This window comes from Streptomyces violaceus (genome assembly GCF_036014075.1).
GTDB classification, from domain to species: Bacteria; Actinomycetota; Actinomycetes; order Streptomycetales; family Streptomycetaceae; genus Streptomyces; species Streptomyces violaceus.
Genome location: NZ_CP107911.1, coordinates 5,376,482 through 5,389,640, shown reverse-complemented (window position 1 = coordinate 5,389,640; position 13,159 = coordinate 5,376,482). Strand labels below are relative to the sequence as shown.

Below are 13,159 nucleotides of genomic sequence, written 5' to 3'. Positions count from 1 at the left end.
CCGGCCGGGGGAAGGGCCCGCATCGCTACGCCGGTGATCGGTGATTCAGCTCGCGGAGGCGTCCGCACGGACCGCCGGCCGCCGGCTCGCGATCACCTTGCGGGCCAGCGCCCGCGGGCTGGTCAGAAAGCCCCAGCCCCACGACATGTGCATGGTGGCCAGCGCCACGGGGATCTGGAGCCGTGCCTTCAGCGGCAGTCCCTTGCCCGCCGGGACCGAACCCGCGAGGATCGCCGCGAGATAGCCGCCGGGCACCACGAAGCCCCACGGGGTCAGCAGCGCGCCCACCACGATCCCCGCCGCGATCGCGCACACGGCGGTCGGCGGGGCGAGGTAGCGCAGGTTGATGGAGCCCTCGTGGTAGCGGGCGACGACATGACGCCAGCGGCCGTAGTCCTTGTACTGCTTGGCGAGGGCCTTCACGCTCGGCCGCGGCCGGTACGACACCCGCAGCTCGGGCGAGAACCAGATCAGCCCGCCGGCCTCACGGATGCGGAAGTTCAGCTCCCAGTCCTGGGCGCGGATGAACTCCACGTTGTAGCCGCCCTGCTGCTCCAGCGCCTCGCGCCGGAAGACGCCGAGGTAGACGGTGTCGGCCTGCTGGGCCTGGCCACCGGTGTGGAAGGCGGCGTTGCCGACCCCTATCTTCGAGGTCATCGCGGCGGCGACGGCGTGCTCCCAGTCGTTCTCGCCCTCGGCGTGCATGATGCCGCCGACGTTCTGCGCGCCGGTCTCCTCCAGGTGCCGTACGGCGGTGGCGATGTAGTTCGGCGAGAGCATGCCGTGCCCGTCGACGCGCACGACGATCGGGTGGCGGGAGGCGTTGATCGCCGCGTTCAGGGCGGCCGGCGTGCGGCCGGTCGGGTTCGGGACGGTGTGCACACGCGGGTCGTCCGCGACGAGCTGAGCCGCGATCTCGTCCGTGCGGTCCGTGGACGGACCCAGGGCGATCACGACCTCCATCTCGCCGGCGTACTCCTGCGCGAGGATCGCTTGGACTGCTCCCCGCAGATGCCGTTCCTCGTTGAGGACGGGCATGATCACGGAAACGGCGGGGTGGCGCACGTCGGGATTGGCGTTCATAGAGGGCTCACGTTACCGCGAACGAGGGACACCGTTGCGCGCCGCCGGGGCGGTACCGCGGGCTGCAGATCGTATCGGCCTACGGTGTCACGGATCCCACGTACGGCCGTCGTCCGGAGGTGTCCTCTTGCCCACGCCGCCGCGGTCCCCCCGGACCACCGCCGCCCCGCAGCGCCGCCCGCAGCAGCCCTCCTCCCGCCGGCACCCGCGCAGGCCGCCGCCGGTGCGGCGCCGGAAGCCGCGCTGGGGCATGCGGGCGCTCACCACGCTGTCCGTGGTGGTCCTCGCGTCCGCCGGTATCGGGCACGCGGTGGTCACGAGCCTGGACGCGGACATCGCCCGGGTCGACGCCTTCAAGGACATGAAGAACCGGCCCCAGGCGGGCCACGGCATGAACGTCCTGCTGGTCGGCACCGACGGTCGCGAGAAGATCAGCCCGGACGAGCGGCGGAAGTACCGGCTCGGCGGCGCGCCCTGCCACTGCACCGACACGATGATGATCGTGCACATCTCGGAGGACCGGGAGCGGGCGAGTGTGGTGAGCCTGCCGCGCGACTCGTACGCCGTGACGCCGGCGCATGTCGACCGTACGACGGGCAGACGGCACGAGGGTCACCCGATCAAGCTGAACGCGGCGTACGCCGAGGGCGGGGCGCCGCTGACCGTGCGCACGGTCGAGAACATGACCCGGGTGAAGATCGACCACTATCTGGAGGTCGACTTCACGAGCTTCATGAAGACGGTGGACGTGGTCGGGGGCGTGCAGATCTGCACGACCGCCCCCCTGAGTGACAGCTACACGGGACTGAACCTGCCGGCCGGGCGCCACACCCTCGAGGGCGGGCAGGCGCTTCAGTATGTGCGGGCGCGCCATGTCGACGGGGCGTCGGATCTGGGCCGTATGAAACGGCAGCAGCGGTTCATGGCGGCGCTAGTGGAGCGGGTCATGTCCTCCGGGATCCTGCTGAACCCGATGAAGTTCCGGGACGTGACGCGGGCGGTGCTCGGCTCGGTGCGGGCCGACAAGGGCTTCGGCACGGCCGAGATGCTGGCCCTGGGCCGTGCCATGCGGAACTTCTCCCCCTCCTCCTCCGAGTTCACGACCGTCCCGATCGGGCAGCTGGGATACGCCGTGGAGGGCGTCGGCTCGACGCTGAAGTGGGACCCCGTGAAGGCGGAGCGGATCTTCCACGCCCTGCGCGCGGACCAGCCCCTGTCCGTGCGGCGGCCACGCGGCGAGGCCCGGGTCGTCCCGGTCGCCCCGCAGCAGATCAGCGTCCAGGTGGAGAACGGCACCCCCACGCCCGGCCTCGGCCGCCGGGTCGACGCGGCGCTGGTGTCGACGGGCTTCCGTACGACCGGGGCCCCGGTGAACGCCGCCACCCCCGACGTGAAGCGAACGGTCGTCGTCTACGACCCCCGCTGGGACCGCTCCGCCAAGTCCCTCGCGGCGGCCCTGCCGGGCAGTGAGCTGCGAGCCGTCCCGGGTCTGGGCGCGACCCTGAAGGTCATCGCGGGCACGGACTTCGAACGCGTACGCAAGGTGCGGGCGGAGGATCCGGGGCAGGGCGAGTCCGGGGTGGTGGTGCGGGGGGACGAGGCGGCGTGCTCGTAGGAGGGCAGGAGGGGGGCGTTCTCGTAGGAGTAGGAGGGGTGTCCTCCGTCAGTCCTCGAACCCCTCCGCCGCCCGCTTCTTCCGCAGCTCCATGATCGCGCGGCGGCGGGCCAGGCGGTGGGTGCGGCGGATCTGGGCCTCCTGGTAGCGGCGCTTGTCGCGTTCGGTTTCCGGGAGGACCGGTGGGACCCGGCGGGGCTTGCCATCAGCGTCTACCCCGGCGAAGACGAGGTAGGCGGAGCCGACCTGGGTGGGCGGGGCGGACTCGTTCCAGCGTTCGGCCAGGACCCGGACGCCGACCTCCATGGACGTCCGGCCGGTCCAGTTGACCTGGGCCTTGACGTGAACAAGGTCACCGACTCGGACCGGCTCCAGGAACGCCATCTCGTCCATGGACGCGGTGACCGCCGGCCCGCCGGAGTGCCGCCCGGCCACGGCCCCCGCCGCGTCGTCGACCAGCTTCATGATCACCCCGCCGTGCACCGTCCCCAGCAGGTTCGTGTCGTTGTGGGTCATGATGTGGCTGAGGGTGGTGCGGGACGCCGAAGTCGGCTTGCCCGGGATATCCGGACTGCCGGAATCCGCAGCTGGGGCCTGGTCTGTCATGGCCCCCACCCTATGCCGGGGCGACATGCGGGGGATTTGTGTCAGCTTCGCCACAGCCGTGCTCTGATTTTCCGACGACTCTTGTATGGCGCCCTACGGGGACCTGCACACTGGTCCGCATGAACACTTGGCCCGAGGGGCGGTACGACGACAACCGCGGCAACCGCTACGGACACGGAAGCTCGAGCGCACAGCCCGAGAGCGCCCGCGTCATGCGGCAGGTCCGCCGTGGCCCGGCGCCGTCGCCCGGGCAGGCCGGGTACGGCGGTGCCCCGCCGTACGGAGGCGGAGTACCGCAGCAGCCGTCGTACGTCGACGGCGGCTACGACAGCGGCTACAACACAGGCCAGGTCTACGGCTCCCCCGGTGGCAGAGGCCCCGGCGGCCCGGGCGATGGCATGTACGAGCCGCGCCCCGCGCCGAACTGGCGCCGCCGTATCAAGGTGACGACGATCACGCTGGTGACGGTGCTGGTGGTGACCAGCGTCGCCACGTACTTCTGGGCCGACTCCAAGCTCAACCGCGACGTCGACCTCTCCCAGGTCATCGACCGGCCGGAGGCGGGCGAGGGCACCAACTACCTGATCGTCGGTTCCGACAGCCGCGCGGGCATGTCGGCCGAGGAGAAGAAGAGACTGCGCACCGGTTCCGCCGAGGGCAAGCGCACGGACTCGATGATGATCCTGCACACCGGCAGCAACGGCCCGACGCTGATCTCCCTGCCGCGTGACTCGAACGTCACGATCCCCTCCTTCAAGGGATCCGACTCCGGGAAGGTCTACCCGGGCACCGGCCGCCAGACGAAGCTGAACGCGGCGTACGCGGAGGACGGCCCGGAGCTGCTGGTCCGTACCGTCGAGGCCAACACCGACCTGCACATCGACCACTACGTGGAGATCGGCTTCGGCGGCTTCGCGAGCATCGTGGACGCGGTCGGCGGCGTGGAGATGGACATTCCGCAGGACATCAAGGACACCAAGTCCGGCGCGGACCTCAAGAAGGGCAAGCAGACGCTGAGCGGCGAGCAGGCCCTGGCCTTCGTCCGCACCCGCTACGCGCTCGCGGGCTCCGACCTGGACCGTACGAAGAACCAGCAGAAGTTCCTGTCGGCCCTGGCCAACCAGGTCGCCACGCCGAGCACGGTCCTCAACCCGTTCAAGCTGTACCCGACCATGGGCGCGGGCCTGGACTCCCTCGTGGTCGACAAGGACATGGGTCTGTTCGACCTGGCGTCCATGTTCTGGGCGATGAAGGGCGTCAGCGGTGGCGAGGGCAAGTCGATGAACATGCCGATCGCGGGCAACTCCGCGAACGGCAACCTACAGTGGGACACCGCCAAGATGAAGACGCTGGTGAACCAGCTGAAGAACGACGAGCCGGTCACCGTCTCCAGCAACTGAGCACCGACGCGCGGTCGGGGGCACCCCATGGGGGTGCCCCCGACCGTTGTGAGGCGGTTCTCACATCGTGGCGGCCGACATCGAGCGGCACATCTCGGCACAGCGGCGACACGCCTCGGCACAGCGCATCATCTGTGTGTCGTCCGGCATGGACATACACGCCTCGGCGCACATGTCACAGGCCTTGGCGCACATCGCGCACATCTCGGCCGACAGCGGCGAGCGGCGCATCATCATGTCGGCGCACATGCGCGTCATCTCGGCGCAGTCCATGACGGCGCGCATGATCTGCATCTGGGCCTGGCCGCCCATCTGCAGGCAGGAGCTCATGGTCTCCTCGCACACGCTGTGGCAGGCCATGCACGCCTGGACACAGTCCTGCATCTCCTTGCTCAGCGGGGTCGCGGTGGCGGGCTGCTGGGTCATGACTTCCTCCGGGGGGCGGTGAGGGCCGGGGGTCGGCCCCCGTGCCTTCCGTCCTACGCCTGCGCGGCGCTGCCCGCCATGGGGCGGAGGGAAGGAATCCGCCATGCGTGCGCAGGGCTTCCCGGAACGGCGGTCGCCCTCCGGCCCGGCGGAACGGGCGGAGGGCGACCGGTGAAGCGGAGCGGCGGTCTTGAAGGCCTTACGGCAGGTGCGGCCTTGAGTGCCTTACGGCAGGTTGCGGGCAATGACGATCCGCTGCACCTGGTTCGTCCCTTCGTATATTTGTGTGATTTTGGCGTCGCGCATCATGCGCTCCACCGGGTAGTCGCGCGTGTAGCCGTAGCCGCCGAGGAGCTGGACCGCGTCCGTCGTGACCTCCATCGCCACGTCCGAGGCGAAGCACTTGGCGGCCGCGCCCTGGTAGGTGAGGTCGGCGTCGCCGCGCTCGGAGGCGGCGGCGGCCTGGTAGGTCAGGGCGCGGGCGGCCGAGATCTTCATGGCCATGTCGGCGAGCATGAACTGGATGCCCTGGAAGTCGGCGATCGCCTTGCCGAACTGCTTGCGCTCCTGGACGTAGCCCTTGGCGTAGTCCAGCGCCCCCTGCGCGATGCCGAGGGCCTGCGCGGCGATGGTGATGCGGGTGTGGTCGAGGGTCTTCATCGCCGTGGCGAAGCCGGTGCCCTCCTCGCCGATCATGCGGTCGGCGGGGATGCGGACGTTGTCGAGGTAGACCTCGCGGGTCGGGGAGCCCTTGATGCCGAGCTTCTTCTCGGGGGCGCCGAAGGAGACACCCTCGTCCGACTTCTCGACGACGAAGGCCGAGATGCCCTTGGAGCGCTTGGCCGGGTCCGTGACGGCCATCACCGTGTAGTACTCGGACTCGCCCGCGTTGGTGATCCAGCGCTTCACGCCGTTGAGGACGTAGTGGTCGCCGTCGCGGACGGCCTTCGTCTTCATGCCGGCGGCGTCGGAGCCGGCGTCCGGCTCGGACAGGCAGTACGAGAACATGCCGTCACCCTTGGCGAGCGGGGTCATGTACCGCTTCTTCAGGTCCTCGGAGCCGGAGAGGATCACCGGGAGCGAGCCCAGCTTGTTCACCGCGGGGATGAGGGAGGACGAGGCGCAGACACGCGCCACCTCCTCGATCACTATGACGGTGGCCAGCGCGTCCGCGCCCGACCCGCCGTACTCCTCGGGTACGTGCACGGCGTGCAGGTCGTTGCCGGTCAGCGCCTCGAGCGCCTCCTGCGGGAAGCGGGCTTCCTCGTCCACCGCGGCGGCGTACGGCGCGATCTTCGCCTCGGCCAGGGAGCGGACGGCGTCACGGAGCATGTCGTGCTCCTCGGACGGGCGGTACAGGTCGAAGTCAGCCGATCCGGCCAAGGTCTCTCACGCTCCAAAACGCTGCGATGCTGACGCTAACTACCGTTAAGTAATCAAAAGTTTATGGGGTCGCCCCCGGGAGTGATACGTGAGCTAGACGACAGCGGAGAAGTTGCCCAGTGAAGCGCGTTCCCATGCCCCGGCTATGCTCGGGCGCGCACCGCATGCCGTAGACCCCTGGAGCACCCCATGGCCCTGAAGATCACCGTGATCGGCACCGGTTATCTCGGCGCGACACACGCGGCGGCCATGGCCGAGCTGGGCTTCGAGGTGCTCGCCCTCGACGTGGTTCCCGAGAAGATCGAGAAGCTGGAGCGCGCCGAGGCCCCGATGTACGAGCCGGGTCTCGAGGAGCTGCTGCGCCGGCACGTCGCCGGTATCGAGGGCTCCAGCGGGCGGCTGCGCTTCACCCAGGACTGGGCCGAGGTCGGTGCCTTCGGGGATGTGCACTTCGTCTGCGTGAACACACCGCAGCGGCACGGCGAGTACGCCTGTGACATGTCGTACGTCGACTCCGCGATCGCCTCGCTCGCCCCGCATCTGCACGGGCCGGCCCTGGTCGTGGGCAAGTCGACCGTGCCCGTGGGTTCCGCGGACCGCCTCGCCGCCTACCTGGCCGCGCACGCGCCCGCCGGCGAGGACGCCGAACTGGCCTGGAATCCGGAGTTCCTGCGCGAGGGCTTCGCGGTCGACGACACGCTGCATCCCGACCGGCTCGTGGTGGGCGTGCGCAGCGAGCGGGCCGAGAAGCTGCTGCGGGAGGTGTACGCCACGCCGATCGCCGAGGGCTCGCCGTTCGTGGTGACCGACTTCCCGACGTCCGAGTTGGTGAAGACCTCCGCGAACTCCTTCCTCGCCACGAAGATCTCGTTCATCAACGCCATGGCGGAGGTGTGCGAGGCCGCGGGCGGTGATGTCGCCAAGCTGGCGGAGGCCATCGGTTACGACGACCGGATCGGGAAGAAGTTCCTGCGGGCCGGGATCGGCTTCGGCGGCGGCTGTCTGCCGAAGGACATCCGGGCGTTCATGGCGCGGGCCGGTGAGCTCGGCGCGGACCAGGCGCTGACCTTCCTGCGGGAGATCGACTCCATCAACATGCGCCAGCGCGGGCAGATGGTGGAGCTGGCGCGGCAGGCACTGGGCGGCGGGCCGTTCCTCGGCAAGCGGGTGGCGGTGCTGGGCGCGACCTTCAAGCCGGACTCGGACGACGTCCGGGACTCCCCCGCGCTGAACGTCGCCGGGCAGATCCATCTCCAGGGCGGCCAGGTGACGGTCTACGACCCGAAGGGCATGGACAACGCGCGCAGGGTCTTCCCCACCCTCGGCTACGCGGACTCGGCGCTGGAGGCCGTCCGGGGCGCCGACATAGTGCTGCATCTGACGGAGTGGCGGGAGTTCCGGGAGCTGGACGCGGAGGCCCTCGGCGAGGTCGCGGCGACCCGTCTCGTCCTGGACGGCCGCAACGCCCTCGACCCGGACCGGTGGCGCAAGGCCGGCTGGACGTACCGGGCGATGGGGCGGCCGACCGCCTGAGTTCGAGCGACTGCCTGAAAGGGCCGACCGCCTGAGCGGGCCCATGGCCTGAGTGCGGTCGATCTGAGCTCGGTCGGTCACCAGAATTCGGTCCGGGTTCCATGAATTCCTGATGGCTTTGCGGGAGATTCGGGAATTCTCGCGGGATCGGTGAAGGACCGAGCGGATCCGCGCGGATTTTCTGTGCGCCTTTCGCTGTCGCACCCGGGCGCCGAGGCCGCGCTCGGGCAGGCCCCCGAAGGGCGGCAGTCCCCTGCGGCCTCGGCATACGCCCTCACTCTCGAAATCATCAACATGAGTTCGAATTTTATTCGAGCAGTACGCGGAATCGACCGTTTTTACCGGCCTGCTCACCGGGAGAGAGGGTCCGGCAACAATCGATTAACCGACGCGTAGTTGCACGGAATCCCCCTTCCACTCCACTGGTCGTCATTAGCCACACCTTCCATTGGCTTGACCCGACCATGCCAGGAGTGCCCCATGCCCTTGTTCTCCCGGGCGGAGTGGCCGCGGGATCACCGCGACGAGTTGGTGGCCGGCGCGCTCGTCGGCGCCGTGGTCATCGTGCTGGGTTACGCGTCGGGCATCGGTGCCCCCTCCGCCTCCGGCGGTACGCAGACCGCCGCTCCCCCGACATCACCGCCCGCGGCCACCGCGCCGGCGAGCCCCACACCGGCCGCGCCGGGCGCCCCCGGCGTATCCGATCCGGGTACCGGGGCGGGCCAAGTACCCATCGGCAACGTCCAGTTGCCCGAGTACGGCGGAATCGGCCCGGGCACCGGGTACGGCACCGGCGGCGCGGACGGGTCCGGCCACACCGGCCACACGACCTCCCCGCCCACCGGCACCGGCTCCCCAGCCCCCTCCTCCACGCCCACCCCGTCGGGGTCCGCCCCCGCTGACGGCGACACCTGCGAGGACGGCGAGGTCACCCTCGTACAACCGCTCCTCGGCGGGCTCACCGAGCCCGTGTTCGGGCTGCTCGACGGCGCCGGCGAGACGCCCACGCCGCAGCCCTCCCCCTGTGTCGGCCTGGCCCCGGTCGGCAACCTCCTCGGCGGCATCGCGTCCCCCCTGCCGGAGGCGACACCATGACCCCGACCGTCCGCCGCGCCCTGCTCCTCCTCCTGCTCACCCCCCTCCTCTACGTCCTGGCCGGAGCGCCCCAGGCCGCCTCCGCCCACACCGAGCTGGTCTCCTCCTCCCCGAAGGACGGGGCGGAGCTGGAGAAGGCCCCCGGCCACCTCACCCTCACCTTCGACGAGGCCGTCGACCTCGCCGACGTCCGTGTGCTGACGATGGGCGGCGACCGGCTGCCGCTCTCCCGTACGCCGGGTGGCGAGGCCGGCGCCGTGCGGGTCGCGCTCGCCGCCCCGAAGCACGGTGAGTTCGCCGTCATGTGGTCCGTCGTCGACGCGGAGGACGGGCACGCTTCTTCCGGCCGGGTCGCCCTCACCATCGGCGCACCGGCCGCGGGGACCGGCGGCGACGAGGCGGCCGCCTCCGCTCCCGGGCCCTCCCCCTCGGTGCGCAAGGGCCTCGTCGCCGCCCGCTGGGCCGGCTATCTCGCGCTGGCCCTGTTCGTCGGCGGTCTCGCCTTCGTCGTGCTGCTGTGGCCGCGCGGCGCGGACGAACCGCGGTCCCGGGCGCTGCTCGTCTTCGCCTGGACTGCCGGGCTGCTGGCCACCGTCGCGAGCATCGGCCTCCAGGGCGCCTACAGCACGCTCGGCGGACCGCGGGACGCGCTGCGCCCTGTGACGTACGCCGACCTGCTGGCCACCGAGCCCGGGGTCGTGCTCGCCGCCCGCGCTCTGGTGTGGTTGCTGGCGGCCGTGGTGCTCGGCTCCTTGCTCCAGGGCGGGGCCCGCACCTCCCGCTCCCCGGGCTGGCGGGTGGGCGCCCTCGCGGTGACGTTCGGGCTGCTGCGGACGACCGGCATGACGGGCCACAGCTCCGAGGGCGCCGAGCCCACCTGGGGTGCCGTCGCCGACTTCGTCCATCTGCTCGGCGCCTCGCTGTGGATCGGCGGGCTGGCCGTGCTCGCGCTGGCCGTGCTGCCGCGTCGGCGGGCCCGGGAGCTGGCGGTGGTGGTGCCGGGTTACTCACGGCTCGCGGCGGTGAGCGTCACCGGGATCGTCGGCGCCGGACTGGTGCTCGCCTGGCAGGTGGTGGGGTCGTACGACGCCCTCCTGCACACCTCGTACGGGCAGCTGCTCCTGCTGAAGACGGGCGTGCTCGGGGCCGTCCTGCTCGCCGCGTTCGCGAGCCGCCAGTGGGTGCGCACCCGCCTCGATCTCGCCGTGCTGCTGCGCGGCGACGCCGCCACCGTGCGGCCCTTCGGTTACTCGGTCGCGGTCGAGACGGGGCTCGTCCTCGTCGTGCTCGCCGTGACGAGTCTGCTGGTCACGGCCGACCCCGGCCGCTGAACTCCCCCAAGCGCAAGGAGCAGAATTGAACCCTCCCCCAGCCAAAGCAGGGGGATTCCTGGCTCAGGAAGCCCCACCGGTCAGCGACCAGAAAGGTCTTACTCCCTCAGCACCAGCCGGGACGGAACCTGCCCGGTTGCCCGAAAGCGTTGGTGTGCGCCGGCTTGGTTCTCCCTCAGCGCGTCGTGCGTGCTTGGTTCTCGCTACGCACGGTATGCAGCTTACCCGATCGCGTAGTCGGTCTTTCGCCCTTGAGGCGAACCCCCGCCCTCTGCCCTGCTCCGCAGGGGGTCGATTCCTCCCCGGCCTGAAAGCCCGGGCATCCTCGAAGGAGATCCGGTGAAACGAAACAACGAGAGCGACGAGACCGGACAGGGGCGGCGCAGGCCGCCCGCCGGGAACCGGGGTCTGCTGGTCGCCGGGCTCGGTGCGGCGCTGGCGGCCGTACTCAGCCTCGGGCTGTTGAGCGCGGTCTCCGGTTCCACGCCGGCCGGCTCGGAGCAGGCCACGGGCGCGGCTCAGGCGCCCGTGGCCGCCGCCGAGGCACAGCCCGCCGCTGCCGCCAAGGCCGACCACCAGGTCGACATCATGGGCAACAAGTTCGGCGACGGGAAGCAGCTCGTCGTCGAGGTCGGCCAGACCGTCCAGTGGACCAACCACGACAGCGTGCCGCACACGGTCACCACCACCAAGGCCCCGGTGAAGTTCGACTCGGGGACGCTGGAGCAGGGTGACTCCTGGTCGTACACCTTCACCAAGGCGGGGACGTACGAGTACTACTGCGCGGTGCACCCGGACATGGTGGCATCGGTGAAGGTCGTCGAGGCCTCCGGCGGCGGTGGCGGCGGATCGACGCCCGCCCCCACGCCCACATCCACGCCCACTCCTACGGCCCCGCCGACGACCGGCCCCACGCCCACTCCCCCCTCGTCACCGGCCCCCACGCCGACTCCCACGGGCGGTACCGGCGGTGGCGGCTCCGGTGACGACGAGCAGTGCACCAGCGTCCAGAACGTGCTGCTGCCGATCCTCCAGCACCTCTACGTGGCACACCTGGAGCGGTCCCCGGGCGAGCAAGTGCAGGACGCACTCGCGCTCGACTCGTACATCAAGATGCACACGGTGTGGGTCGAGAGCATCCTCAAGCCCGCCGTCGAAGGCGGCGGCACGGTGCTCGACGACACCCTCAGCGCGCTGCTGAACCACGTCAACAAGGCACATCTGGAGGAATCGCTCGGACAGCAGGTCACGGACCTGCTCAACCCCGACAGCTACGTGAAGATGCACACCGTCTGGGCCGGGCAGATGCTCACGCCCACCACGGACTTCCTCACGAACAACTGCTGACGGGACAGAGGTGGACGCCGCTCCGGCCGGGGCTCAGCCGGCCGGAGCGGCGCCCGCTCCATTCTCCACACCATCGCCATGCTTCGGGAACCGCTTTCCAAGGAGACCGGGATGACGACCGTCACCCTGCCCACCGTCCCTTCCCCGCCCCAGTCGCGCGACGGCGCCGGCCGCCGGCTGCCACTGCCCGGCCGGTACACCGTGGCCCCCGGCCGCTCACTCACCGAACTCACCGCCTGGTACGGACCGCTGCCGGTCCTGCGCCGTCGCGTCACGCTCGGGGAGGCGGCCCTCACCGTGCCGGAGGACGCCGAACGCCCTTCGTTGCGCTACGAATTCGACGACCGCCGGTTCTCCGCCGTGCTCACCTCGGAGCAGCTCGACGAGGTCCACGGCGGCCGTCTCCAGCTCACCGGCGACCTCGACCTGAACGGCTTGGCCTTCCCCGTTCTGCTGCGGCTGCGGGTGGTCGAGCGGGCCGACGACCGGCTGCTGGTCGTGGGGCACGCCCGGCTGCCGTACCGGCTGCTGCGCCGCGCCACCGGGTTCCGGCTGCCGTGGCACCGGCCGGCCACCCGGTTGCGGCTGCTGGTCGCGGCGGAGTTCGCGTGAGGGCGGCCCGGCGGACGGCCCGGTGCGCCGCCGTGTCCGCCGTCCTGACGCTCCTCGCCCTGCCGTTGCTGCCGGCCGGGCAGGCGTCGGCGGCCTCGTACAGCGTGACGATGAAGGGGTACGCCTTCTCACCCGCGAGCCTGAGCGTCCCGGCTGGGTCCACGGTGACGTGGACCAACCAGGACACGGCACCGCACGACGTGAAGACCACCTCGGGCCCGGTCTCGATCCACTCCCCGATGCTCGACAAGGGGCAGAGCTGGAGCTTCACGTTCACCACGGCCGGGTCGTACGGCTACGTCTGCACCGTCCACCCGAACATGACGGCCGGGATCACGGTCCGCGCGGCGGCACCGGCGACGACGGCGGCACCGACTGCGCACGAGCACCACACCGGCTCCTCCTCGGGACACCGGGCGCCCGCGCCGAGCCGCACCACGCCGAGCAGCGGGCCGCCGGCGACGCGCATGCCGTCCTCGTCACCGTCCGCCGCCGTGTCCACCGCCTCCCCGGCGGCCGCGGGCCAGTCACCGCAGGCGTCCCCGTCGTCCCCGGCCGCACAGGTCGCGCAGCAGCAGACCCAGACGACCGCCTCTGCCACCCGCCCCCTCGACCCCCTGCTCGTGCTGACCGGCATCGTCGCCGGTGTCGCGGTGCTGTGCCTGCTCCTGGTCGGCTCCCGGGCGTCCGCTCCCCAGGCACCCAGGACACCCCGGGAGGAGGCGTAG

Annotated in this window: 12 protein-coding genes; 8 read left to right on the top strand and 4 right to left on the bottom strand. The window is 70.9% G+C overall.

Annotated features, from left to right (window positions below; translation table 11 throughout):
* Nucleotides 1-45: 45 nt before the first annotated feature.
* Nucleotides 46-1,083 (bottom strand): glycosyltransferase family 2 protein, encoded by a 1,038-nt coding sequence (locus OG542_RS24450; protein WP_328413677.1) that lies wholly within the window; start codon nucleotides 1,081-1,083, stop codon nucleotides 46-48.
* A 127-nt stretch (nucleotides 1,084-1,210) separates the two neighbouring features.
* On the opposite strand from OG542_RS24450, the gene OG542_RS24445 reads away from it, so the two are divergent.
* A complete protein-coding gene (locus tag OG542_RS24445) occupies nucleotides 1,211-2,698 on the top strand; it encodes an LCP family protein (RefSeq protein ID WP_328413676.1) in 1,488 nt (495 codons plus the stop codon).
* A 48-nt stretch (nucleotides 2,699-2,746) separates the two neighbouring features.
* On the opposite strand, the gene OG542_RS24440 is transcribed toward OG542_RS24445, so the two are convergent.
* A complete protein-coding gene (locus OG542_RS24440; protein WP_328413675.1) occupies nucleotides 2,747-3,304 on the bottom strand; it encodes an acyl-CoA thioesterase in 558 nt (185 codons plus the stop codon).
* Nucleotides 3,305-3,423: 119 nt separating this feature from the next.
* Between OG542_RS24440 and OG542_RS24435 the strand changes: the two genes are divergently transcribed.
* Nucleotides 3,424-4,704, top strand: a complete 1,281-nt coding sequence (locus tag OG542_RS24435) for an LCP family protein (protein WP_328413674.1) — start codon at nucleotides 3,424-3,426, stop codon at nucleotides 4,702-4,704.
* A 60-nt stretch (nucleotides 4,705-4,764) separates the two neighbouring features.
* On the opposite strand, the gene OG542_RS24430 is transcribed toward OG542_RS24435, so the two are convergent.
* The gene (locus OG542_RS24430; RefSeq protein WP_311126046.1) at nucleotides 4,765-5,130 is read right to left on the bottom strand and encodes a four-helix bundle copper-binding protein; all 366 of its coding nucleotides are present in this window, start codon (nucleotides 5,128-5,130) and stop codon (nucleotides 4,765-4,767) included.
* Between the two features lie 225 nt (nucleotides 5,131-5,355).
* Entirely contained in the window at nucleotides 5,356-6,513 is a 1,158-nt protein-coding gene (locus OG542_RS24425; RefSeq protein WP_311126047.1) for an acyl-CoA dehydrogenase, read from the bottom strand.
* 189 nt (nucleotides 6,514-6,702) lie between these two features.
* Here OG542_RS24425 and OG542_RS24420 point away from each other — a divergent pair, with 189 nt between their 5' ends.
* From OG542_RS24420 to OG542_RS24395, 6 genes are all read left to right on the top strand, one after another.
* A complete protein-coding gene (locus OG542_RS24420) occupies nucleotides 6,703-8,046 on the top strand; it encodes a UDP-glucose dehydrogenase family protein (RefSeq protein WP_311126048.1) in 1,344 nt (447 codons plus the stop codon).
* A gap of 480 nt (nucleotides 8,047-8,526) precedes the next feature.
* Nucleotides 8,527-9,141: a hypothetical protein gene (locus tag OG542_RS24415; RefSeq protein WP_328413673.1), complete on the top strand. Its 615-nt coding sequence runs from the start codon at nucleotides 8,527-8,529 to the stop codon at nucleotides 9,139-9,141.
* Complete coding sequence (locus OG542_RS24410) at nucleotides 9,138-10,472, top strand: copper resistance CopC/CopD family protein (RefSeq protein WP_328413672.1); 1,335 nt, start codon at nucleotides 9,138-9,140, stop codon at nucleotides 10,470-10,472. The genes OG542_RS24415 and OG542_RS24410 overlap by 4 nt, the downstream gene beginning before the upstream one ends.
* 339 nt (nucleotides 10,473-10,811) lie before the next feature.
* Nucleotides 10,812-11,819, top strand: coding sequence for a cupredoxin domain-containing protein (locus tag OG542_RS24405; protein WP_328413671.1), 1,008 nt, complete (start codon nucleotides 10,812-10,814; stop codon nucleotides 11,817-11,819).
* 111 nt (nucleotides 11,820-11,930) lie between these two features.
* Nucleotides 11,931-12,431, top strand: coding sequence for a hypothetical protein (locus tag OG542_RS24400; protein WP_328413670.1), 501 nt, complete (start codon nucleotides 11,931-11,933; stop codon nucleotides 12,429-12,431).
* Nucleotides 12,428-13,159 (top strand): cupredoxin domain-containing protein, encoded by a 732-nt coding sequence (locus tag OG542_RS24395; RefSeq protein ID WP_328413669.1) that lies wholly within the window; start codon nucleotides 12,428-12,430, stop codon nucleotides 13,157-13,159. The genes OG542_RS24400 and OG542_RS24395 overlap by 4 nt, the downstream gene beginning before the upstream one ends.

What these genes read in the sequence shown, in the direction of transcription:
- OG542_RS24420 (WP_311126048.1), top strand. Translation starts at nt 6,703, where the DNA reads ATGGCCCTGAAGATCACCGTGATCGGCACCGGTTATCTCGGCGCGACA.
- OG542_RS24435 (WP_328413674.1), top strand. Translation starts at nt 3,424, where the DNA reads ATGAACACTTGGCCCGAGGGGCGGTACGACGACAACCGCGGCAACCGC.
- OG542_RS24415 (WP_328413673.1), top strand. Translation starts at nt 8,527, where the DNA reads ATGCCCTTGTTCTCCCGGGCGGAGTGGCCGCGGGATCACCGCGACGAG.
- OG542_RS24440 (WP_328413675.1), bottom strand. Translation starts at nt 3,304, where the DNA reads ATGACAGACCAGGCCCCAGCTGCGGATTCCGGCAGTCCGGATATCCCG.
- OG542_RS24410 (WP_328413672.1), top strand. Translation starts at nt 9,138, where the DNA reads ATGACCCCGACCGTCCGCCGCGCCCTGCTCCTCCTCCTGCTCACCCCC.
- OG542_RS24400 (WP_328413670.1), top strand. Translation starts at nt 11,931, where the DNA reads ATGACGACCGTCACCCTGCCCACCGTCCCTTCCCCGCCCCAGTCGCGC.
- OG542_RS24450 (WP_328413677.1), bottom strand. Translation starts at nt 1,083, where the DNA reads ATGAACGCCAATCCCGACGTGCGCCACCCCGCCGTTTCCGTGATCATG.
- OG542_RS24430 (WP_311126046.1), bottom strand. Translation starts at nt 5,130, where the DNA reads ATGACCCAGCAGCCCGCCACCGCGACCCCGCTGAGCAAGGAGATGCAG.